Here is a 24133-nt window from a genome sequence, read left to right as displayed (position 1 = left end):
AAAGAGTTAAGGGTAATAGATTGCATAGATTTATTCATGTAGAAGAAAATTTATGATTTATTTTTTAAAATAACTCTGTTAGCCCCCTAAGGTACTAATATTTCAAAATTTACAACGTTAAGATTAAAAACATTAAGATTTGATGGATATGGTGTAAAACACCTATTTCTAATTAAACCTGAAATTGTTAAATTTGCTTTTTTTGTAATGTTTTCAAAAATAAATCTCGATTTTTAAATATTATCACCCTTACCCTTTATATCTATAATGGCAGAAACCAAGCAGTTAAGTAAATTAAAAAAGCACAAAAACAAGTCTAAAGATTTTAGAGTAGTGGCTGTTGGTGCCAGTGCGGGTGGATTGGAAGCCCTTAAATCTTTTTTTGCAAACCTTCCTGAAAATGATTCTACTACTTACGTAGTTATTCAACATTTATCTCCAGATTACAAAAGTATGATGGCAGAGCTCTTGGCAAAATCTACAACGCTTCCAATAGTGCAAATTTCAGACAACTCAGAAATAGAACAAGGGAAGATCTATTTAATTCCACCGGTAAATAATTTAGTGATAGAAGACGGTAAGCTTCATTTATTAGATAAGCCAAAAAATCAAAAGCTAAATCTTCCAATAGATATGTTCTTTACATCTATGGCACAATGTTTTAAAGAAGATGCTATTGCTGTAATTTTAAGTGGAACAGGAAGTGATGGTACCAGAGGGATAAGATCTATTAAAGAGGTAGATGGGATGGTGATGGTTCAAGACCCAGATGAGTCTAAGTTTGATGGCATGCCTAAAAGCGCTATTAACACAGGCTTGGTAGATTATATATTGTCTACAGAAGAAATGGGTACAGAGATCAATAATTTCATAAATGCGCCATTGGTTGTAGGTTATGATGATGATAATGTAGAGTATGATGAGCAAACTCTTTCTAAGATCTTACATTTTATTGATGAGCAAACAGATCTAGATTTTAGAGAATATAAACATGCTACATTAGCACGTAGAGTAGCAAGAAGAGTAAGTGTTTGTAAATGCTCATCTTTAGAAGATTATTTTTCTTATTTGCAAGCAAATCCAGACGAAACTCCTATATTATATAGAGAATTTCTTATTGGCGTTACTAAATTTTTTAGAGACAGTCAGGTTTGGGAGATACTAGAAGATGAGGTTATCCCTGAAATGGTGAGAAGCGTAGAGCCGGGTGCAACCTTAAAGATTTGGGATGTTGCCTGCAGTACAGGAGAAGAGCCATATTCTCTAGCAATGTACATTAATGAAGAAATGGAGCGGCAGGATAAGAAATTTGAAGTAAAGATCTTTGCTACAGACATTTCTCAGCAGCATTTGGATATTGGAAGTAATGGAATTTATTCTGAAAGTATTGTTGCAGATATAGATACGTTTCTTCTAAATAAATATTTTGTTTGTAAAGCAGATGGATATCATGTAGTAGAGCGCTTACGCAGAATGGTTATCTTTTCAAAGCATAATATTATAAAGAATCCGCCTTTTAGCAATATGGATATGGTTTTATGCCGTAACCTACTTATCTATTTTCAGCCCTCTATTCAGCTTAAGGCTTTAAATGTTCTTCACTACGGTTTAAAAGAAGACGGTTATCTTGTTATGGGTACTTCAGAAACTGTAAATACGCATCGAGAATTCTTTGAAGACATTAGTAGAAAGTGGAAAATTTTCAAAAATGTTAATCCCAAGCGCAGTTTAAGAGCAGAAACATTGCATTCTTCAACAAGTAGAGGCACTACTCCTAAAGCAAGGATCTCAAGGAGTAAAGTTAGAGAAGTGAATACAGCTAGTAGTAATTCATCTAAATTCATAGAAGATCTTAATCAGGCTATTTTAGAACAGTTTGGAGGAGCAAGTGTATATGTAGATTCTGAGTATAATATTCTTCAGGGAATAGGTGCTTTTAGAAAATATGCCAATTTACCCGTTAATGGGTTTTCTATTAACCTCTTAGATATGTTATCTCAAGATCTCAAACATATTGTGCAATCTAGCGTTAAGAGTGCTGCTAGAGACAATTCTAAGGTATTTTATAGGGATGCAGTTTATCAACATAATAGCGAAACCAAAAGTCTGGATCTAATTGTTAAACCATTTAAAAATGAATATCTAGATAACGAAACTAATTTTGCCATCACCTTTGTGGAGAAAGAATTGAATTTTAATAATGTTCAAGAGGTAGAAAAAGTTACAATAAATAGTCGTACTAAGCAGTATATTGAAGATCTAGAGCTAGAATTAAAAAAGACTAAAGATGAATTACAGATCTCTTTAGAAGAAATTGAAACTAGTAACGAAGAACTTCAAGCAGCTAATGAAGAATTATTGGCAAGTAATGAAGAGTTGCAAAGTACTAATGAAGAGCTTCAAAGTGTAAATGAAGAGATCAACACCGTGAATGCAGAGAACGTTCAGAAGATGGATGATCTTGCAGCCTTAAATTCTGATATGATCAATTTATTAGAGAGTACAGATATAGGTACTATTTTCTTAGATTCTGGTTTAAGGATCAGAAAATTTACTCCTGCCATTAAAAAACATTTCAGTCTTATAGGTGCAGATATAGGAAGGCCCATTGAGAATTTTACCACATCTTTTGGAACAAATAGAGGTAGAGGTTTGGTAGCAAGGTGTAAGAAGGTATTAAAGACTGGAAGATCGTTGGAGAAACATATTATCTCTAAAGAAGGAAGGAATTATCTGCAACGTATTTCTGTATTTAAAAATTCACAACAAGAAGCAGACGGGGTTGTTATAACTTTTATAGATATAGAAAGTCTTCAGAAAGCTAAGAATAACTTGATTGCCAGTGAGAAAAGATTTAAATCTTTTTATGAGGATGATCCGGTAATGCATTTTAGCGTAGATCCTAATACCGCTTTAATTGTGCAATGTAATGACGAGGCAGTAACTAAACTTGAATATACCTCTAAAGAAGAAATTATAGGGAAACCCATCTTTGAACTTTATGCTGATGAGGCGCAATTAAAAGCTTTAAGACTGAACAAAGTTTTTAACGAAACCGGTGAATTAAAGAATATCGAGCAGGAAATGGTTACCAGTACAGGTAAACTTATTCCAATAATCCTGAATTCTACTGCAGAATTTGATGAAGAAGGTACCATTATTACCAACAGGTTTACTTGTGTAGATATCTCTAAACTAAAAGAAGTTCAATCTGAATTAAAAGACCAGAAGGCAGATCTGGAAAGAGCTAATAAAGATCTGGAACAGTTTGTTTCAATCTGTTCACATGATTTACAAGAGCCATTGGCTACCATAAAATTTGGTAGTGATATTTTAGGAAAGATCTATGCAGACAAATTGGATGCTAAAGGTAAAGAGTATATCTCTTATATAGATGAAGCTTCAGATAGATTGGCAAATCAGATCAAAGCTTTATTAGAACATTCTAGAATTGGTAGAGATACCAAGAAAACCACAGTAGATACAAAAGAACTGGTAGAGATTGTAAAATATGATCTTGGTAAGAGTATTCGAGAAAGTAAAGCTCAGATTCATGTAGGTGCTCTTCCAAAAATAGAAGCCTATGAGGTAGAACTTAGACTTTTATTTCAAAATTTATTAAGCAACGCGCTTAAATATAGAAATAAAGAAAGAAATCCAGAGATTAGAATTTCTGCGTATCCAGATGGTAAATATTGGGTATTCGCCGTGATGGATAATGGTATAGGAATGAAGGAAGAAGATCTTAAGAACATTTTCACCATTTTCAATAGAGTAAGAACAGAAGAGAAATATGAAGGAACAGGAGTAGGTCTAGCTCATGTAGAAAAGATCGTACAATTGCATGAGGGTACTATCTGGGTAGATTCTCAATTTGGAGTTGGAAGTACCTTTTATTTTAAAATAATAGCAACATAATATATGTCTGAAGATTCTTTGAATTCTTTACAGAAAACAACAATTACTAATTGTGAGCAAGAACCTATACATATAATAGGTAAAGCTCAGGCTCATGGGGTTATTATTATTTGTGATGTTACTACCTTAGATATTCTACAATGCAGTGAGAATGTAGAGGAAATTCTTGGTTTTAGTCTTGAGGAGATCCTTAAGAAGAATATAGATATGATTCTTCCTGAAGATCTTATGAAGACCTTAGTGCGTAAGTTAAAAGACAATATTACACTCCTTCCCAAAACCATAAGATTAAATAATAAAGAATTTTTTATTATTCCGCATCTATCCGGTGAGAGCTTAATATTAGATTTTGATCCACATGGCGGGTCTTTAGATCCATTGGTGTATCAGGAGCAACTAACCAAGATCTTGAATGAAATTGGGGATAAGCAAACCATTCCAGAAATTAGTCAGAATGCAGTAGAATTAGTAAAATACCTGTTTGATTATGACAGGGTAATGATGTACCAATTTGATGAAGAATGGAATGGGAAAGTAGTTGCAGAGGTTAAAGAATCTCATTTAGAAAGTTGGCTAGGGTTGCATTATCCGGCTTCTGATATTCCTAAGCAAGCCAGACAGATCTTCCTGAAGCAAGGAGTTAGAATTATTGCTGATGTAAATTATAAGCCTGCTGCTATATTTCCTGAACTTTCCCCAATTAATGGGAAACCTATAGATATTTCCAAATCTGAATTAAGAGCAGTTTCTCCTATTCATATAGAATATCTTCAAAATATGGGAGTAGGTGCCAGCTTAACTGCTGCTATAGTTTTAAATGGTGAATTGTGGGGTTTATTGGCTTGCCATCATTATTCGCCTAAATTTATAAATTATAATCAGAGACAATCTTGTAAGTTCTTAACTCAAGTATTTTCTAATAAACTAGCATTAAGAACCAGTAATGTTTTTATAGAAAAAATGGCGTATTCTGAAGATATCAGAAAAAAGCTGGTACTTCAAATGTCATCCATAAAGCATTTAAATGATGCCATATGCAAATTTGAACCTAATTTCACAAACATCGTAGAATGTTCTGGAGGTGCATTGGTTTTAGATGGAACTATTTGTATGGTTGGAAAAACACCAACGGAAGAACAAATAAAATTTCTGGTAAGTGAATTTTTGACTAAACAAGAGGAAAGTTTATTTTTTACTAAAAATCTAATGAAGAAAATACCCTCAGCAACTTCTTTTAAAGATAAGGCCTCTGGAGTTTTAAGTATTAGAATTGGTGAAAATAAGAATGATTATCTCCTTTGGTTTAGACCTCAAGCTATAGAAAGTGTATCCTGGGGTGGGAAGCCGGTAAAATCTGGTGTGGTTAAGGACGGAGTAGAATATCTTAGTCCGCGAAGATCTTTTGAAAAATGGACAGAGAAAAAATCTGGCGCAGCAATTCCCTGGGAAGAATATGATTTTGAAGCAGCTTATAATCTAGAAGAAAGTATTACAAATATCATTGTAAGAAATCAAAAAGATCATATTAAAGCGTTAAATGACCAACTTCTGGAAGCAAATAAGGAACTTGAAACTTTTAGTTACAGTGTCTCTCATGATCTTAGAGCACCGCTAAGAGGTATAGATGGGTATGCTAGAATTTTAAGAGACTATTGTAAAAATAAGACAGATGATTATGGTAGGAATGCCATAAATACGATAATAAACTCTGCTGAATTAATGGACACGCTCATAGAAGATATTATATCATATTCTAAGGTTGGCCAGACCCGAATTCAACCGGTGTCACTATCTATCAATACTATTTTAGATCAAATCCTTACAACTCATAATTTATCTGGTGAATATCCTAAAACTGAAATAATTGTACAGGAGGACATTCCAAGAATTGTTGCAGATAGAAGGATGTTCTCTCAATTATTAGCTAATCTTGTTGGAAATGCGTTAAAATATTCAGCTAAAACAGCCCATCCTACGGTAGAATTAGGATTTGACGTTAAAGATGGAAGAACAGTATACTTTGTAAAAGATAATGGTATAGGAATTGATGCTGCCGGGAAAGAGAAAATCTTTGAGGTGTTTTCTAGAGTTGCGGGAGATGATTTTGCAGGTAGTGGAGTAGGACTTGCAATTGCAAAAAAAATTATTGAAAAACATAATGGAGCATTATGGTTAGATTCTAAATTGAATGAAGGCTCCACATTCTATTTTAGCATTCCTGAGGATCTTTAGTAGTATCTTCTATAGCTTTTAATAACTATTTATATGATTAAAACATCGTTGCGCATATTGTTGGTAGAAGATTTTAAAACAGATGCAGAGTTAATTGAATATAATATCCGTAAAATTGTTGAAAAACCAGAGATAAGACTCACAGATAATCTAGATCAGGTATCAGATTATCTTAGAACTTTTGTGCCAGATGTAATTTTATCTGATTATAATCTTCCAGCATGTTCTGGATTGGATGTTTTGAAATTAGCAAAGTCTATAGATGATTCTATTCCATTTATATTTATCACAGGTACTATTGATGATGATGAGATGGCTGCAAATACAATTCTTTCCGGAGCTTCAGGATTTATTCTCAAAAAACATATGAACACGTTGGATGAGAAATTAAGACCCTTATTAAAGCAAGTAGTTTTTAACATGGTCCAAAAAGAAGAGCTTAGAGAAAATATTAGAAAAAATAAAATAGCGGTCAATCAGATCTATCAGTATTTAGATAATATTAATGCTGATAATGAAGAGCAACGTAAGAATATTTCTAAAATCAAAGCAAATATAGATCAGATAAATCTAGAGAGAGATGTTGAATAAGTTTAGAGATGCTACCAATACCTTACATACAAAGATCGAGGAGGGGAATTTGGCCGGAGATATTATGTCTCATACTATAAGTCTGGAAAACTATAAATTGCTTTTACTTCAGAATTTTATTGCTTACAACGTTGTAGACACAGAAATAGCTAAGTTTATTCCAGAATTTTCTTCCAACAAAGCGAATAGATTGCAGGAAGATCTTAGCAATCTTAAAGTAGATACCTCCATTTATAAAGAATTTGAAGATCAATTCTCCATTAATAGTATTGCAGAGGCTTGGGGTGCATGGTATGTAGTAGAAGGTTCTGTACTGGGTGGAATGATGATCTCTAAAGAACTTATTCATTGTGAACTTCTTTCAAATATTGAAAAGCATCATTTTTTTAATGGAGATCGCAGCTCTGTAGAAGGCTGGAGAAGTTTTGGTAAAGGACTAAAACAAGTAGCGTTTACTGAAGCAGAGGAATTAGCTGCAATAAATAAGGCAAAAGAAACCTTTAAGTTCTTCGGATTAATTTTTAATTCTCTTAAGCCTGCACAGGCTGTAAATGCTTAAATGCTAAAAGAAGATATTTCCTGAATAGCACCTGCTTGAAGATCTTCTATAGTTTCATTTCCAATTCTTACGCGTACCAGTCTTAATGTTGGAAACCCAACAGCTGCTGTCATCTTTTTTATCTGTCTAAACTTTCCTTCGGTAACTGTTATAGAAGCCCAGCTTGTAGGGCCATGACGCTCATCTCTTATTTTTTTACTTCGCTCCGGAAAATTTGGAACCTTTTCTACTCTGCTGGCTTTGCAGGGCAATGTTTTATATTTGGCACCATTTACACCAATTAATACTCCATCTTGCAAGTGTGTTATAGCTTCATTACTTATCACACCATCAACTTGAACATAATACTCTTTCTCAACTTTTCTACCTCTCACTTCTTCACTCATCTTCCCATCTGTGGTTAAGAACAAAAGACCTTCAGAATCTTCATCTAATCTTCCAATAGCCATAATACCTTCAGGAAAATTAGATAATTCTCCTAGCAACTTCTTATTACGACGTGAATTCTGGTTGTTGATGAACTGGCTTAGATATCCGTAAGGTTTATATATTTTGAAATGCTTATGGTCTTGCATAGAATTTCTGAGAACTAATTATTGTTTCAATTTTAAAGAAAGCAGCAAGTTAGAATATTCTAATTAAGCTGTTATTTTTTAATGCTGAAAATGTTTATAAAAGAATTGTACTGGGTGATAGTCCATAGCTGACAGTATTCAAATCTTGTTAAATTTGTATTTTATTGAAACTTAGCAATCACTGCTGAAAATTAAATTTAAACCTTAGAATTAAATGGACTATTTCCTCATAATTACCATTTTAGTAACACTCTCTGCAGTATTTGGATATATAAATGTGAGGTTTTTTAAATTGCCGAATAGTATTGGTTTAATGTTTATTACGATACTATTCACCTTGGCTATATTTCTAATTAGCTTTATAGATGATACGTTACTTCAGGCAGAGATTGATATCATCAACCAAATAGACTTTGAGACTGTACTCTTGGATGTGATGCTAAGTTTCTTACTATTTGCAGGCGCCTTACACACTAATTTTGAAAGATTAAAGGTTCAGCGCTGGCCTATTCTGGCTTTTTCCACTTTGGGTGTTATAGTATCTACATTTCTGGTAGGAACGGCTTTATATTACATTTTATATTTTCTTCAGCTCAATGTAGAATATATATACTGTTTGCTTTTTGGAGCTTTAATTTCACCTACAGACCCCATTGCTGTATTAGGAATATTGAAAAAGGCAGGGGTTGCAAAAATATTAGAAACTAAGATCGTAGGAGAATCTCTATTTAATGACGGTGTAGGGGTTGTAGTGTTTCTTACTATTTACCAAATAGCTTCTGTTGGAGGCGCTAATATAGAACCACTACATATCTTTGAATTATTTGGAGAGGAAGTAATTGGAGGAATAGTTTTAGGGATGATCATAGGTTATATAACCTATAGGTTAATGAAATCTATAGATGATTATGATATTGAAGTTATTATCACCCTTGCCGCCGTAATGCTGGGTACAGCAATAGCTCAAAAATTTCACTTTTCTGCACCCTTAGCTATGGTTACTGCCGGACTTATTGTAGGAAATGATACTGTAAGGGCTTCTACGATGTCTGAAACTACCGAAATTTATGTAGACAAATTTTGGGAGCTGGTAGATATCTTACTAAATACTATTCTATTTGTTCTTATTGGAATGGAAATGTTGGTGCTAACTTTTAAGGGTCAATATATTTGGGCAGGATTAATAGCAATTCCGGTAATTCTATTATGTAGATATTTATCGCTGCTCATCCCTATTAACTTTTTTAAGAACCGACTTAATTTTGTGCCGAATACTAATTTGGTCATGACCTGGGGAGGGCTTAGAGGTGGTATTTCCATTGCTTTAGCACTTAGTTTAACAGATGAAATGCATAGAGAACTGTTTTTAGTAATTACCTATGTTGTAGTTGTGTTTTCTATATTAGTTCAGGGTCTTACTGTGGGCAAACTTGTTAAGAAACTGGGAGCAGAAGAAGTAAATTCAGACGTAAATCCTCATTCTAATGTCTGATGTTATTCCCTGAAAATAAGGGAATTCCCTCATCAAATACCGGTCTAAAAAGTTATAAATTCCAATAGTCCAAGCGAACTCTTTCTAGATATTAAGAGTTGGTAACATCCCTATATTTCCCCAGTTAATTTTAGCTATACCATCAAATTTTGATGGCTATAGCTGGCTCATTGTGTTTAATCTAATCCTAGCATCATGTACAGTATGAGAAAATTTCTGAATAATTCGATGATATGTTTAATTGGTCTTTGTTCTATCTATGCTTGTACCAAAGATGGGGATACGTCCTTATTTATAAAGCAAAGTACCAGAACAACAACTTTATCTTTTGGTGCCTATTTTACAATTGATCAAGTAACTGGCCTAAAGAAAGAAAATAAGGAAAGGATTCCAGAATGTTTAGAAATTACGCCCACCTATTTAGAAGTAGTTCTAAAAGGAGCAACGAATGTTGGGAGCTTGGAAGAACCTATGGTCTTAAAAATAAATGCGAATTCAAGTGCAATTCAAAAAGATGAAAATAGTGGCGCTTATATTTTTAATAATGCAGAACTTAAATTAGAACCCGGTAAATATACTTTAGAGTATTTTGCAGTTTTTAGTGGAAATCCGGAAGATGTAGATTCTAAATTGCTATGGAAAGCTCCATCTAAGAAAGGTGAGTTTGCAAATTTTGTGGAATCTTCCCTTCCATTAGAATTTGATTTAAAGACTGGCATAAAACAAATAGTAGAAGTAGGAGTTCTTTGTTATGATAAATGGCTATCTATAGATGAAGAAACAGATGCATTGGATAATGAAGGTTTTCAAATTCAATCTACTCGAGCAATAGATTTTTGTGTGTTTGGTAGTTACTGTGATGAAATAGGAAGATCTTATGTAGCAAAATACAAAATTAGTGGTTGGTTATATAGCGGAGATCCCATAGCTCCCAAGGGCAAACTATTATTTTCGAATAGAGAGAATGTAATTAGCACTGGTGAAAACAATGAATCATCAGATATTTCGTCAGCACCACTATGCATTCAACTGCCGGATACCAATGGAGAAGATCTATATTATTTAGAAATTACCATTCTTCCTTTAAATTATACTACAGAAGAAAGTATCATAAGAAAAGGTGTGATCTCTGATGTGCAGATTAAAACTTTATATAAAGAGAATAAAAGAATCAGCCCATATCATTTTAGAGAAGGTAATTGCAATATGAATGACACTCCATCTTTATTCCAATAAATTGATAATAACATTTAGTAATCTACCCGAACCGCTTTTAAATTAGCCTGATATGGTAATGCAAAATTGGAAACCTGGGTTCCATTAAGCCATTGTTTATGATCTTTACTATTTAGTACTACCGGCATTCGTTTCTTATTATTATGTATCTTACTCATAAGGTCATTAGCTTCTGTAGTGACAATAGAATATGAATTAATTAATATGTTAGTAGTAGGCTCTTTCCATGTAGCATAAATACCGGCAAAAGCAAATATTTCCTGATCTGGAGTAGTAATTAAATATTTCTGTTTCTCCTTACCTCGAGAATCCTGCCATTGCCACTCGTAATAACCATCTGCAATTATTAAGCATCTATTAGTAACAGCATTTCTAAATGATGGTTTCTTTGTAAGCGTTTCGATCTTTGCATTTAGAGTCATCTTTCTTATTTCTGCATTCTTTGCCCAAAAAGGAATTAGTCCCCAATTAAACAAGTTTATCTCTTCAGGATTCTCATTGGTAATAATTGGGGTTTTTGAAAAACTAAACGCATTGATCTCTTCCTGCGGAATATATTCTTCGGGAGCAATAAATTTAGCTTCGAAGGTCTTCTCTATAGACTTATATTCTGAATTAAGTTTGGTTCTATAACACATTTTCAATTTATCAGATCTTAATATACTTATTAAATGCATAAAAATAATTACGTTATTTTGAAAATCCTGAAGCTTTCCATTTTTTGATTCTTTTGCTATTTGCAACCAGTGTAAGACTTAAAGAAACCAATACAGAAATTGCCGCAGTAGTACCTAAAGCTCCACCATAACCTTGGAAAAACATTCCGGTATTAAGATATATCAAAGAAAATATAAGTCCGGCAATACCTACCAGATAGTAATTATGAAGAATATTGGAAGATACCATACCTATAAAAGTAGTGCCTATAAAAATTAGCGGTATATTTTTGCTTAAATAATCAGATAAAAGATCTGGAAAATGATAGAAAAATAGTCCTATAATTAATGATAATCCTGAAGAGGCTCTAACCGCACCCTGTCTTAGATAATTATTTATAATGTAGGTTAAAAGAGCAGATATAATACCTGTAAATATAATTATAGCTTGTTCCATTATTAAAATAACAAATAGATTAGAACAGAAGTTATAGCAACTCCTCCAAAGGCAATTGTGCCTAACTTACCACCAAAGCCATTAAAAATATTCTTGGAAAGCATTAAAATTGCACCGGCAATAAATCCTGCAAAGAGTATAAATTTTATGTTAGGAGCTACCTGTGATGAGGTCATACCCACAAAAGAACCACAATAAACCGCAGCGGGAAATTCTTTCAATATAGAAGATTTTTTATCGAAGTTAGGAGCAAAGGAAGCTATAAACCCAACCAGACTTGCAGAGATAATACTTCCAAGATTTGTTTTTGTATTTAAGTAAAAGGTTGCTACTGCTCCTAGCACAGCAAAAAGAATGAGATAAGCATCTTCCAAAAAATGTTCTTCTTCATCTCTTGGTGCCTTAAAATACGCGATGCTAATTAATATAGATATTCCTATAATGAAAGATAAAATAAGTGGGGTGGCCATTTTATCAAATAAAATAGCGAGCAAAAACACCATCTGGAAAACTATCAATATAAAAAATGAAACTCTGCGAATTAGCTTTGTCATATTTTTACTTAAAAAAATTAAGGCTGCAAATTTCGGTACCTGTAGGAGTTCTCACAAATGATAAACCTTAAGCTTTTATCAAAGTTTAGGGATAAAATCAATCAGAAAAATCTGTTATACAATTACAACCTTTAAATGTATAGAGAGCCTTTTAAAAGATTTTATACCTTTAAGCGCTGTTAAATTCATTCAACAATTATAATATGAAAAATTACTCCTTAAGGTCTAGTCTGTTTACTATGCTCTTCCTTTCAACATATCTCTTTGTTTCTGCACAAAACTTTACAGAAAAGCAGGTAGACAGTTTAGTAGAAAAGACAATGACACCTTTTAATGTACCTGGAATAGCCGTTGCAATTGTGAAGGATGGTAAGCTTATTCACTCCAAAGGATACGGAACCAGATCTCTAGAGAAAGGAGGGAAGGTAGATGAAAATACGCTCTTTGGTGTCGCCTCCAATACCAAAGCTTTTACAAGTGCAGCTTTGGCCAAACTTATAGATTCAGGTAAATTAACTTGGGATTCTAAAGTAACAGATATTATACCTGAATTTAAATTATATGATCCCTACGTTACCAGCCAGTTTACCGTAAGAGATCTTCTAACTCACAGAAGTGGATTGGGATTAGGCGCAGGAGATATGATGGTCTTTCCGGCATCCAATATTCTGGATAAAGATGGCGTAATCCATAATTTAAGATATTTAAAGCCGGTGTCTTCGTTTCGATCTAAATTTGATTATGATAATTTACTTTACATAGTTGCAGGAGAGGTGGTGTCTAGAGTTTCAGGAATGGAATATGAACAATTCGTAAAACAAAACTTTCTAGATCCTTTAAATATGAATGATACCGCCATGTCTTGGCACAGAATTTCAGATTATAGCAACGTAATAGATGGCCATGCTCCCGTAGATGGCAAATTGGAGACAGTTGGATTAAGTTTTACGAAGGTTGCTAATCCTGCTGCAGGAATGTATTCTTCTGTAAATGATATGAGCAAATGGGTACTGGCGCAATTAAATGAAGGTAAATACGGTAATGAGTTGCAGGATAGTATTTTTAGTAAAAAAATGCATAATGAGATGTGGGCTCCACAAACCTTATTAAACGCTAGTAAAGGAGATTATAATACTCATTTTTCTGCTTATGGATTAGGATGGTTCTTGAGTGATGTAGATGGAAAATTAGAAGTTACTCACACCGGCGGACTTTTAGGAATAGTGAGTCAGGTTACTATGATCCCGGAAATAGATCTTGGTATTATTGTTTTAACAAATCAGCAGTCTGGATCTGCATTTAGATCTATTACCAACTCTATAAAAGACGCATATTTTGGCATTGAAGGGAAAGATAGAATAAGCGTTTATAACACCGCACGTTTAAAACAAGAAAAGAAAGCAGATGAGGTGGTAGCTAATATTTGGAAAGAGATAGAAATGCAACAAAAAAATAAGATGGCACCTATAAACTTAGATACTTATGCCGGTACCTACACAGATAATTGGTTTGGAGATGTTGCACTTACAAAGAAGGATGGAAAGCTAATGTTTGAATCTAGCAATATTGCAGATTTTAAGGGAACAATGTCTTATTATAAAGGCAATACCTTTTTAGTAAAATGGAACCAAAGAACTTTAAATGCCGATGCTTTTTTAGTGTTTACTTTAAATAAAGAAGGCAAGGCTATAGGATTTAGTATGCAACCGGTTTCTCCAATGACAGATTTTAGTTTTGATTTTCAAGATCTGGATTTTAGCAGAACAAAAAATTAATTCAAGCGTTTACAAGAACAAAAAATTCCCTGAATTAAAGAATTCAGGGAATTTTTTTTATAAGCTTTCTACTTTTAACGTACTATAGCCTTGTCCATTCCTTGTTAATTTAATCTGAGTAGCAATACGTTCTTTCAAAGAATCTACATGACTTATAATTCCGATGGTCTTAGAAGATTCTGCCTGTAATTTTTCTAAGGTATCTAAAGTTTGGTCTAAAGTCTCAGGATCTAAGGTCCCAAAACCTTCATCTATAAATAAGCTGTTTATTTCCACGTTTTTGGAAGCTAGATCAGATAGTGCAAGTGCCATAGATAAACTTAAAATAAAAGTTTCTCCTCCCGATAATGTTTTTACAGAACGTCTTTGCCCTCCCATATGAGCATCTATAGCAACCAATCCATCATCTTCATCTTCTGTAGGTTTGTCTATTAAATACCTATCACTAAGATCTTTTAATCTTGCATTTGCAAGCTTAATAAGTCTACTTAAGCTAAGATCCTGCGCAAAATCATTGAATTTATTACCCGTGCGATCTCCAATTAATTCATTAAGCATTCGCCATCTACGCGTTTCTTTTTCTTTTTCTGCGATCTGCTCTTGAAGGCTATTCAATCTTAAAACACTCTCATCCTGATTTTTAATGATTCGTTCCATTTCCTTACATTCTGTACTTAAAGCGTCTAATTGCTGAAGTTTAAGCTGCAATTGTTCCAGAACTTTTTCTTCTTTAGATTCAACATCATTTTTAACTAATTCTTCTAGCTGAATTTTGAGCAGCTTTAAAGAAGCTATAGAATTGTCTATACTTTTCTGAATTTCTTGGCGTTCCTTTCGCAATTGGTTAGCTTCATTAGTATGCATTAAAACGGCATAAGCCTCTTCAATTGCTACAAATCCTTTTGCTTTTAGTAATGGCAGTAAAACACCTTCAGAAGATTTTATCTTTTTTACTAATTGCTCGACTTCGCTTTGTAATTTTGTCTGAGTATCCTTCAGGTTTTTCTGATCTCTTTCTAAGCTTATCCAATTGTTTTGATAGTTCTCAACTTCTTGTTGAACATTATTTCCAGAATAAAGTTCATTTATTTTTTCTTTAAGTAATTTTCCGTCTTTTAGAATAGTATCTAATCTGTCCAGAATAGGCAATGCTGTTTTTAAATGTTTAAGTTTTTTCTGTTCTGTAGCAAATTGGTTGAGATCTTCAATCTTCTTTTCTAGATCATCACATGTTTTTTCTAGTTCCTGAATATTCTTCACCCCAGATAATTCTCCAAATTTCGCTTTGAAGTTGACATTTAATTGCTGTAAATTATTTTTGAGATTGATTGCATTCGCTTTTAACTCTTCAGCAGATCTTCTGAAATTTTCCAAATTAGTAGTCGCAGTATTTAGAATGCTAATTTCTATTGCTAATTCTTTTCTAATTTCCTCCAATCTAAGATCTAAACTAGTATCCTTTTCGGGCAATTGCTCTGCGTATGGATGATCTAGAGCTCCACACAAAGGGCAAGCTTCTCCATCTCTAAGGGAATGTCTATGCTGCTGTAAACTAGCTTTTAAGAGCTCATTTTCTCTTTTTAAAGTTAGATTTTCTTCCTTGGTCCTACAATTTTCAACCTTTTTTTGTTGTTTATCTATCCTATCTGGAAGTTCTTGTAATTGCGGTTGGATCTTTTCAAGATCAGAAGAATTTCTATAGATCTCTTTTTCCAGAGCTTCTATGGCAGCATATTCTCTAGAAGCCTCTCGGGTTTTTTTATAATTCTCCTGAAATTTAGCTCTTAAATTAGCGATCTCTTCTGATTCTGAAACCTGAAATTCATCCTTCCAGCTTTTTAGGGAATATACTATTTCATTTACGCTCTCATTGATAGCGATCTTTAAGGAATTGGGACTTTCATTATTAAGTTCTATCGATGTTTGATCTAATTCCGCTTTTAATTTTGTTCTTTCTAGCGTGTGCTCGTTCAACTTTTCTTTTCGCTGCTCTTGTAATGTTAAGATCTTGTCTCTAAAATTGGTAAGATGCTGATATAAATTACTAGTGTTAGTATCTGTTCTCGTAAATGCAGAAACGTTAGATAGCAATGCTGTTATTTTATCTGAATTAGCTTTAGAACTATGGGCAGTTGTAATTTGCTCTTCCCTAATCTTTTTTTCCTCTTGCTTATATAAATTCCAGTTGCGTAATTCTTCTGAGAAATCCTGAACTTTTTCGTGTTGCTTTAAAGGAGCGCCATGCTCTTCATCAAAAATAGATAATTTCTTTACTGCTAATAACCTCTCATCCTCCAACGAGCTTATTTCCGAAGCTTGTTTCTGAATTGATTTTTTAAGTTCTAGAGCATTTTTTAGTCCTTCAATATCTTTCTGAAAATTTTCTAATTCAGTAGTTTTTATTAATATGTCCTTCTTTTTGCTCTCTAGAACTTCATCTGCCATCAGCGCATTCTTAATAATGCCTATCTCTGTTTGCTGCTTCTCAATAACTTTGTTGAGTAGCCCATTTTTTTCATATACTTTTTGTCCAAGCAATCTGTAAACTCCAGTTCCTGTAATTTTTTCTAATAGGGCACCACGCTCTTTTTTAGTGACTTTTAAGAATTGAGCAAATTCTCCCTGCGCCAAAAGAACAGCTTTAATAAATTGATCATAACTTAAACCAATAAGTTCCTCATTCATATCCGGAACTTCAGATTTTTTTTCAGTGATCAATTCCTGCTTTTGATGATCGAAGATTTCCATATCATTGTCTCGCAGATTTTCATTCCTATTGGTAGAAATATTCCATTGAGAACTAAATATGCCGTGTTTGCACTCATAGGTAACTCTTGCAATGGCTTCTTTCTGATTTCTAGTAAGTATAGTACCAAACTTTTCGATATCTGTTTTAGAAATTGGTCTGCTACCAGGTATTCTAGGGATCTTACCATAAAGCGCAAGTGAGATCACATCAAGAATGGTGCTTTTTCCACTTCCGGTTGGGCCGGTAATAGCAAATAGAGAACTACTTATAAATGGTTCTTTGGTAAAATCTATCTCATGAGAACCTCGTAAAGAATTTATGTTAGTAAATTCTATCTTTAAAATTTTCATTGATCAGATTTTTCAGCATGTTGAACTTCTTCCATTATTTCATCAAAAGCACTTAGGATCTCTTTTTTTTGCTCATCATTATATGCATGATTAGCAATAAGTTCTAAGAAAACATCTTTAGGTGCTAGATCTTCTAGCTGTTGATTTTCCGAATATAATTCTGATGTACCTTTAACTTGATTTGTAAATTGAGCTCTTTGCTTTACAATTTCAAACCCGTTCTTATCAAAATTATTAACCAATTGATCTAGCATGTATATCTTTTGTGCATCATATTGAAATTCAATCATATCAATTTCTATCAAAGAATCTAATTGACCCATAAAAATCAATTCTTCTAACTTCTGCTGTATTTCTTGTAGGGTACCACTTATTCTTAAGAGCCTTCTAAATATTGGAATATTTATACTTTCAGGTTCCCAAGATTTTGTTGTATCTAAGATCAAAATTCTCTTTTCATCCTTACGCTCACTAAAAGATAAGGGCAAGGGAGAACCAGAGTAGAAAATTGGGATATTGGCAGAAACTCTTTGAGGTTTATGAATATGTCCTAAAGCTATATACTTGAAATTCTCTCCAAACTGTAAGGCGTTAAAGGCAGCCTGATTTCCTATTTGTATATCTCGTTCACTTTCGGAGGTATCAGACCCTGCTGTAAACAAATGCCCCATTGCAATTACGGGAATGTCCGGGTAATTGGTCTCACAAATTTCCCAAGCATCTAAAAAAACGTTTTTTATACCTTCTCTTATTGCTTGCAACCGCTCCTCATAAGTTGAGGCACTGGTGCCAGATCTAAGATCTGCATCTCTTAAAAATGGTATTGCAGCAACTATAACTTCTATATTTCCTTGTTCATTTTTTACAGGAATGATAGTATCTTCAAGTTCTTTAGGCAATCCTCCAATAACTTCCATGTCTAAAGCTTTCAAAATTTCTTTAGGAGCATCGAGCATTGTAGGAGAATCATGATTTCCTCCAGTAGCTATTATCTTGCAGTTAAGCTTTTGTAGCTTTATTAGCGCTTTGTAATATTGAGTTCTAGCTTCTGACGAAGGGTTTGCAAGATCAAAGATGTCTCCGGAAATCAATAAAAGATCTATACTTTCTTTAACGATCACTTCCTTTAACCAATCTGTAAAAAGGTCAAAATCTTTGCTCAGTTCGTGTTTATGTAATTTTTTACCGATATGCCAATCGGCAGTATGAAGAATTTTCATTCTAATTATAGTATTTGCCAGCTATGAAAGTAGGTTTATATTCTGTATTCCGAAAAATAAGAATTTAAGCTTAGTAATAACTAGGATTTATTAGGAAGTTTTCTTTTTTAAAAAAGGGCAAAGTCGCAATTTAGAAATTTGAAATTATCTGGGGAAACTTAGAACAAATGTAGTTCCTTGATTCACCTCACTTTCTACAGTTATTTTACCGCCTAAACTGGTAATGTGATTATATACCAAATACAGACCTATGCCTTTACTATCTATATGATTATGGAACTTTTGATGTAAACCAAAGATCCTATCTTTCACCATATCTAAATTAAAACCTAGACCATTATCGCTAAAAATAAGTTGCTTGCAATCTTCAGATTTTACAGCTGCAATGGAAACTCTGGGAGTAATTCCGGGTTGAGCATATTTAATGGAATTTGAGATCAAATTTAGAAAGATGCTATGTAAATAAGAACCATTGAATTTTAGGTGGGTAAATTCAGAAAAATTTACATGGATCTTAACTCCAGATTTGGTAATAAGAGATCTAATAGAAGCCAGTGTATCATTTAAAATCTTCTCAACATTAAGTTCTTCTACCTTTACAATTAAACTATCCTGTATAGCAAACTGATCTACCTGTTGGTCTATAGTGGCTTTTAAAGTAACTGCAGAATGTTTAATTAATTCCAGATATTTAAGAGATTCTTCATCATCAATCTTGGAAAGGTCTAATAATTCTAAGAGAGACAACATGTTATTTACCGGAGATCTAAGGTCATGGGAGGAGGTATAACTTAGCTGTTTAAGGTCTGAATTGGCTTTGGTTAGGTTAGTAAGTAATTCATTTCTTTCTAATTCCTTACTCTTAATATAGGTTACATCTTTTGCTATTGCATATACAATTTCATTCTCTGGTTCTGGAATGGAGGTCCATGATAACCAGATAATAGCTCCTTCTTTAGAAACATACCTATTTTCAAAGTTTAACAAAGGTATATTTCGCTTTAAACTATTTCTATTCTCTAACGTAACTGTTCTATCTTCTTTATATATGAATTCGCTAATTGGTTTGCTTAGCATCTCTCTCTCGGTATAACCCAAAAGTTCAATAAAGGCAGGATTTACATTTTTAAAGTATCCATCGTACCCTGCAACGCATAAAAAATCACGAGAATATTGAAAAAAGTTCTCCAAAAGATATGATTTATTGGTTACAGCAGAAAATCTTTCAAACTTTGGCATAAATCGTAGGGGATTAAGACAATTGAAGCTGTATTAATTTTTTTTGCTATATCATTAAATTTATAAAAATGTTTAAACTTAAAAGACTAAATGATAAAAAATGTAACATAATTTTATTTCAAATTCGCGTTATGAAAGTAGATCTTAAAAGTAGTACCCAAATTTGGCTTACTTTCCACCTTTATCTTAGCATCATGCTCCTCTAAAATACTTTTTACAGAATTCAGGCCAACACCAACTCCTGTAGCTTTATTGGTATAGAAAGCTTCAAAAAGATGATCTATCTGATCTTTCTCCAAGCCATGCCCGTTATCTGAAATGCTTAGCATAAAATCTGTTTTATGTTCTTTGATATCCAGAGTTATCAGGCCTTTATCTGGAGTGGTAGCTTCACTGGCATTTACAACAATATTTAGTAAAGCAATGATCAATTTTTCCTGATCTGCCAGAATAGGAAATAAACCTTCATAATTCTTTACCACCTTAATTCCAGAAAGGTATATTCTATCTGAAGCTTTCTCTACGGTAATGTCTATAATTTTACCAAGGTCTGCTTTTTTCAGCTTTGCAGGAGTATAATTTGAAGAATTTAAAAGGTTGGTTACTAGATTGTTTAAAGTTTTTGTACTTCTATTAAGTATTCCTAGATAATTTTTAAATTCATTATTAGCCATAAGTTCTAACTTCTTTCTAATAACTTCTGTCGCCAGACCAATACTTGCCAAAGGATTTCTTAGTTCATGAGCCAAGGTTCTAGCGATTTCACCCTGAATAGATAATTTTTCTGCACTAATCAAGGCTTTTTGAATATTCTTTTGATTGGTTATATTTCTTATTAAGAGCACATATTCATCTACCCAGTGTTCATCTCTTCTATGAAATATTTTTCCTCTAACGCTAAACCATTCCCATTCCAAATCGTCAAATTTCATTCTAAGGTCCAGATCGTAAATATCATCTTCTGATGATTTTAATAACTTCTTATGAAGATTCATGATCTTCTCTCTGTCTCTGGGATGAATGTATGGTAATATATTGCCAATGGGCATGCCTTGGATACTTTCTTTGGTAAGATTTTCTTCTGGATAAATATCTTTATTTATGTAACGTACCGTATAAGAATTTAGATTTATTATAATAACAGTTTCTGGAGAGGTGGTTATTAATTGCTGCTTAAATCTAATAGTTTCTTCTAATTGCTGAGATTCTTTTTTACGGTCTGTAATATCTTCTATAGTACTTATTAAAAGTTTGTCCTGAATTCGAGCTGTCATTCTAAACCAATTATTGTAGCCTTCTTTGTTTACATAGAACTCTTCATCCTGGTTTTTACCATCTGTTACAGCCCTTTTGAACATTGCCAAAACTCCAAGCTCTAATCCTAAATTAGAAGATGTTGAATAAGTTTTCCCTAAATGGTTCACATTCTTATACATATTATTCAAAACCTCATTAACACGTATAAATTTGAAATCTTCAGGATTTCCCTGAGCATCATAAATAATAGAAAAAACAGCAATTCCTAGATTGGTAGAATCAAAAACCATCTGCAAAAGATCGTTGTTCTCTCTTAATTTTCTTTTGGTTTTTTTTGCTGAAATCTCTAGATCTCCTTTTTCTTTAAGAAGGCCAAGCTCTTGTTTCTTTCTCTCGGTTATATTAAAGAACATTACCGCTACACTCTGGCTGTTTTTACCTCCAAGTTTAAAGGCATAAACATCTAACCAGGTATTATCTAGTTTTTCAGCATTCTCTTGAAATCTTATAGATTCACCGGTTTTAACCACTTTTCCATAAATTTCAAACCATTTATTTTCATGATCTGGGATCATTTCTTTCATGGTTTGTCCAATGGCATTTGGCAGCACCACCTGAGCTTCAAAAGCATTATTATTTTCTGTAAAGAGATAATCGATAGCATTTCCTTCAAAATCGAAGATCATTTCTATAATGCAGTAAGCTTCATCTATGGTAGAAAGAATTTGCTGGTATCTATTGGAATTTGACTCTAAGTTTTCAATATGATTTTTCTTTTTGTCCAATAAATCCTGCTCTGTCTCCACCTTTTGAGCAATGCTTATGATTTGCTGATGTTGGCAATTAGGTAAACCTTTGTAGATTCTATCTATAAAGCAGTGTTTATCATAATAGCCTTCCTTATTTAAGATGTGGAAATAAGAAACCTTTTCTTGCCCAACAAGAAGATCATTACACTCCTTTAAATGAGCAATAAACTGTAAATATTCATCTGGATGAATTATCTTTTTAAAAAGACAATCCTCTGTGGAAGAATACTCATTACTAGATTTATTAGACCAAAAAGGATATAAATGATTGAAATAATCTAAGCGAAAGTTCTCTATATCAATGATCATCAATAAAAAGGACTGATCATTAAGAGTATCTTTTAATTGGTTAAACCCATCTGTAACTAAATATTTTTCAGTTTTATCCTTTAAATTATTCATTATCACCAAAATTCAGCTTGTTCAACAAATGTTAAAATACGTACGCAAAATACACTTAATTCTGATATTAAATTTAGCAGTTTGCATATTCTGCTAAAGATTTATTCTTCAATTTTAAATACTCTGTCAATAAGTATAATGCGGCATATTCAAAATCTAAAACACTGTAATATTTAATAAAATTTGAGGGGAGATAACCTAAGTTTAAGTTATTGACATCCTAATTATAATTGATGCATTTTATCTAATAGAATCCTCAGATTTTCCTGTTTCTTTGGCTCCAGATATTTTCTGCCATATGCGGTATGATATTTATGATTCTTCACAAAATCATATTGTATTTCGTTCCACTTCTGTAAATCTAACTTTGGTTCATAATGCAAAAGCTCGTGATATAGTTTATCACCAAATTCTTGAAACTTATCTGTTCCCAGGTACTCCAGATCTGCGTCTGCTAATACTTTTTCTAACTTATTCTTCGGACTTTGCGGTATTTTAGTAGCTCTTATAAGTCCGCATATTATTTCAATCTGATCTTTATGAATGCCGAAGGTGGGTAGTTCTTTATTTGCAATTTTGCAACTAATAGCCTCATGGTCTTCTCTATTCACTGTGAATCCTGTATCATGATAAAGAGCAGCCACTTTTAAGAGAAACAGATCTTCTTCTTCAATATTTTCTTCCTTAGCTATAAAGACAGCTCTGTCCAACACATATTTGGTGTGATAGGGGGCATGATACGTGAGATATTTAGGCAATTCATTTTCCAGCCTTAACATCACGCTTTGAGATATCTGATAAAATAGATTGTTCATTAAACGCGTCTTTAGTATGTTTTCCTATACCTCCTTTTACTTCTTTTATACGTTGGACGTAGAAAAAGGCATCTGCATCAATTTTTAATATGGCTTCTTTTAGCCTATGAATTTCCAGTCTAGAAACTATGGTCATAACAATGTCACAGTCATATTTAATATCAAAAGAATCTGGCAAATACCCACGTTCTCCTCTGTATACGGTAATGGCTTTTCCAAGATCTTTAACGATTAAAGCTTTAACTTCATCACATTCTTTAGAGATAATATTTAAGGCTGTAAATTCTTCAAATCCATCTACCACATAATCTGATGTTTTCATAGCCGTAAAATAAACAAGAAAGGAATACATAGCAGTTTCTACACTAAATACGAAAGCTGAGATTATAAAAATAACCGCATTAAAAGCCAAAATGATCTCTCCTGTAGAGAAACTAGAATTTCTTGTAGTATAAAAAGCAATGATCTCCAAGCCATCTAACACACCACCACCTCTAATTACTAGACCAATACCTAGCCCAATTAGAAATCCGCCAAACACGGCTATTAGAACCTTATCATTGGTAAATGCAGGTATTTCTATAAAATACATTAATAGGGTAAGAAGAACTATAGCCAGAAATGCTCTTACTGCAAATGTTTTTCCTATTCTTTTATAACCTAAAATAAGGAAAGGAAGATTGTAGAAAATTAAGAATATGGTAAAAGGGATACCAAAAAGAGATTCTGATACTATGGAAATTCCTGTAATGCCACCATCTATAAAGTGATTTGGCAACATAAAACCTTCTAAAGCAATCATCGCCGCAAATACACCAAGCACAGAGTATAGAATGGAAGAAATTGAAAATATAGATCTCCAATTTACTCTATCGGTTGTATTCATAAGGTTAGATTTTAATAAAGATATCTATCTAACTTACTAATTTTAAATGATAATATTGGTTCTAACGTTCTAAATAATAGCATTTTATGTTAATATATTTTAAATGAACCAGATTCATATTTAGAGATTTTCTTCAATTTGAGTATTGACATGATCTTAATTGTAGGTTTTTAACGATTCAATGACGATTAAATTTCTTACAAATTATAACTATCTGTGCGTTAGTCAGTTATTAACTACATTTCACCGAAATTGGTAATTTGCCACGATTAACTTTAGTAACTTGATTGATAGTAAGATACACTCCACGGTATCTTAAAAGATTAAAATAATTATCATCGATACTTCTAAGATGCAAGAG

17 protein-coding genes are annotated in these 24133 nt (G+C 32.9%); 7 read left to right on the top strand and 10 right to left on the bottom strand.

Annotation, left to right across the window (positions count from 1 at the left end):
• Nucleotides 1–267 precede the first annotated feature (267 nt).
• Genes BLT84_RS14820 through BLT84_RS14805 form a run of 4 tightly spaced genes read left to right on the top strand, consistent with a single transcriptional unit; the run spans nucleotide 268 to nucleotide 7300 of the window.
• Complete coding sequence (locus BLT84_RS14820) at nucleotides 268–3918, top strand: chemotaxis protein CheB (RefSeq protein ID WP_091267364.1); 3651 nt, start codon at nucleotides 268–270, stop codon at nucleotides 3916–3918.
• A 3-nt stretch (nucleotides 3919–3921) separates the two neighbouring features.
• Nucleotides 3922–6150: an ATP-binding protein gene (locus tag BLT84_RS14815; RefSeq protein WP_091267360.1), complete on the top strand. Its 2229-nt coding sequence runs from the start codon at nucleotides 3922–3924 to the stop codon at nucleotides 6148–6150.
• A gap of 33 nt (nucleotides 6151–6183) precedes the next feature.
• A complete protein-coding gene (locus tag BLT84_RS14810) occupies nucleotides 6184–6741 on the top strand; it encodes a response regulator (RefSeq protein WP_034888256.1) in 558 nt (185 codons plus the stop codon).
• A complete protein-coding gene (locus BLT84_RS14805; RefSeq protein ID WP_091267357.1) occupies nucleotides 6731–7300 on the top strand; it encodes a biliverdin-producing heme oxygenase in 570 nt (189 codons plus the stop codon). The genes BLT84_RS14810 and BLT84_RS14805 overlap by 11 nt, the downstream gene beginning before the upstream one ends.
• Here the strand turns inward: BLT84_RS14805 and BLT84_RS14800 are convergent.
• Nucleotides 7297–7875 (bottom strand): pseudouridine synthase, encoded by a 579-nt coding sequence (locus tag BLT84_RS14800; protein ID WP_091267355.1) that lies wholly within the window; start codon nucleotides 7873–7875, stop codon nucleotides 7297–7299. The genes BLT84_RS14805 and BLT84_RS14800 overlap by 4 nt on opposite strands.
• Before the next feature lie 214 nt (nucleotides 7876–8089).
• Between BLT84_RS14800 and BLT84_RS14795 the strand changes: the two genes are divergently transcribed.
• On the top strand, nucleotides 8090–9367 hold the full coding sequence (locus BLT84_RS14795) for a cation:proton antiporter (protein ID WP_091267352.1): 1278 nt from the start codon (nucleotides 8090–8092) through the stop codon (nucleotides 9365–9367).
• A gap of 204 nt (nucleotides 9368–9571) precedes the next feature.
• Nucleotides 9572–10603, top strand: a complete 1032-nt coding sequence (locus BLT84_RS14790; RefSeq protein ID WP_034888262.1) for a hypothetical protein — start codon at nucleotides 9572–9574, stop codon at nucleotides 10601–10603.
• Between the two features lie 14 nt (nucleotides 10604–10617).
• Here BLT84_RS14790 and BLT84_RS14785 read toward each other — a convergent pair whose 3' ends face one another.
• From BLT84_RS14785 to BLT84_RS14775, 3 genes are read right to left on the bottom strand one after another with little or no spacing between them, the layout of a single operon-like run.
• On the bottom strand, nucleotides 10618–11280 hold the full coding sequence (locus tag BLT84_RS14785) for an SOS response-associated peptidase (RefSeq protein WP_231929350.1): 663 nt from the start codon (nucleotides 11278–11280) through the stop codon (nucleotides 10618–10620).
• Nucleotides 11281–11293: 13 nt separating this feature from the next.
• Nucleotides 11294–11716 carry a hypothetical protein gene (locus BLT84_RS14780; RefSeq protein WP_197676594.1) on the bottom strand — a complete coding sequence of 141 codons (423 nt, stop codon included), beginning with the start codon at nucleotides 11714–11716 and terminating at the stop codon, nucleotides 11294–11296.
• A gap of 2 nt (nucleotides 11717–11718) precedes the next feature.
• Nucleotides 11719–12270, bottom strand: coding sequence for a hypothetical protein (locus tag BLT84_RS14775; protein ID WP_091267348.1), 552 nt, complete (start codon nucleotides 12268–12270; stop codon nucleotides 11719–11721).
• A 203-nt stretch (nucleotides 12271–12473) separates the two neighbouring features.
• On the opposite strand from BLT84_RS14775, the gene BLT84_RS14770 reads away from it, so the two are divergent.
• Entirely contained in the window at nucleotides 12474–14045 is a 1572-nt protein-coding gene (locus BLT84_RS14770; RefSeq protein WP_091267344.1) for a serine hydrolase, read from the top strand.
• A gap of 57 nt (nucleotides 14046–14102) precedes the next feature.
• Here BLT84_RS14770 and BLT84_RS14765 read toward each other — a convergent pair whose 3' ends face one another.
• From BLT84_RS14765 to BLT84_RS14740, 6 genes are all read right to left on the bottom strand, one after another.
• Nucleotides 14103–17144 carry an AAA family ATPase gene (locus tag BLT84_RS14765; protein ID WP_091267340.1) on the bottom strand — a complete coding sequence of 1014 codons (3042 nt, stop codon included), beginning with the start codon at nucleotides 17142–17144 and terminating at the stop codon, nucleotides 14103–14105.
• On the bottom strand, nucleotides 17141–18364 hold the full coding sequence (sbcD, locus tag BLT84_RS14760; RefSeq protein ID WP_091267336.1) for an exonuclease subunit SbcD: 1224 nt from the start codon (nucleotides 18362–18364) through the stop codon (nucleotides 17141–17143). Before sbcD ends, BLT84_RS14765 begins: the two co-directional genes overlap by 4 nt.
• A gap of 144 nt (nucleotides 18365–18508) precedes the next feature.
• A complete protein-coding gene (locus tag BLT84_RS14755; protein WP_091267333.1) occupies nucleotides 18509–19603 on the bottom strand; it encodes a sensor histidine kinase in 1095 nt (364 codons plus the stop codon).
• A gap of 113 nt (nucleotides 19604–19716) precedes the next feature.
• Complete coding sequence (locus tag BLT84_RS14750; RefSeq protein WP_091267330.1) at nucleotides 19717–22071, bottom strand: PAS domain-containing sensor histidine kinase; 2355 nt, start codon at nucleotides 22069–22071, stop codon at nucleotides 19717–19719.
• A gap of 224 nt (nucleotides 22072–22295) precedes the next feature.
• Nucleotides 22296–22886, bottom strand: a complete 591-nt coding sequence (locus BLT84_RS14745) for an HD domain-containing protein (protein WP_091267326.1) — start codon at nucleotides 22884–22886, stop codon at nucleotides 22296–22298.
• Nucleotides 22831–23772 (bottom strand): YitT family protein, encoded by a 942-nt coding sequence (locus BLT84_RS14740; RefSeq protein ID WP_081891288.1) that lies wholly within the window; start codon nucleotides 23770–23772, stop codon nucleotides 22831–22833. Before BLT84_RS14740 ends, BLT84_RS14745 begins: the two co-directional genes overlap by 56 nt.
• Between the last annotated feature and the right edge of the window lie 361 nt (nucleotides 23773–24133).

Source organism: Gillisia sp. Hel1_33_143 (assembly GCF_900104765.1).
GTDB lineage: Bacteria > Bacteroidota > Bacteroidia > Flavobacteriales > Flavobacteriaceae > Gillisia.
The sequence above is the reverse complement of the archived record's forward strand: the minus strand, read 5'-3'. Positions and strand labels throughout refer to the sequence as shown.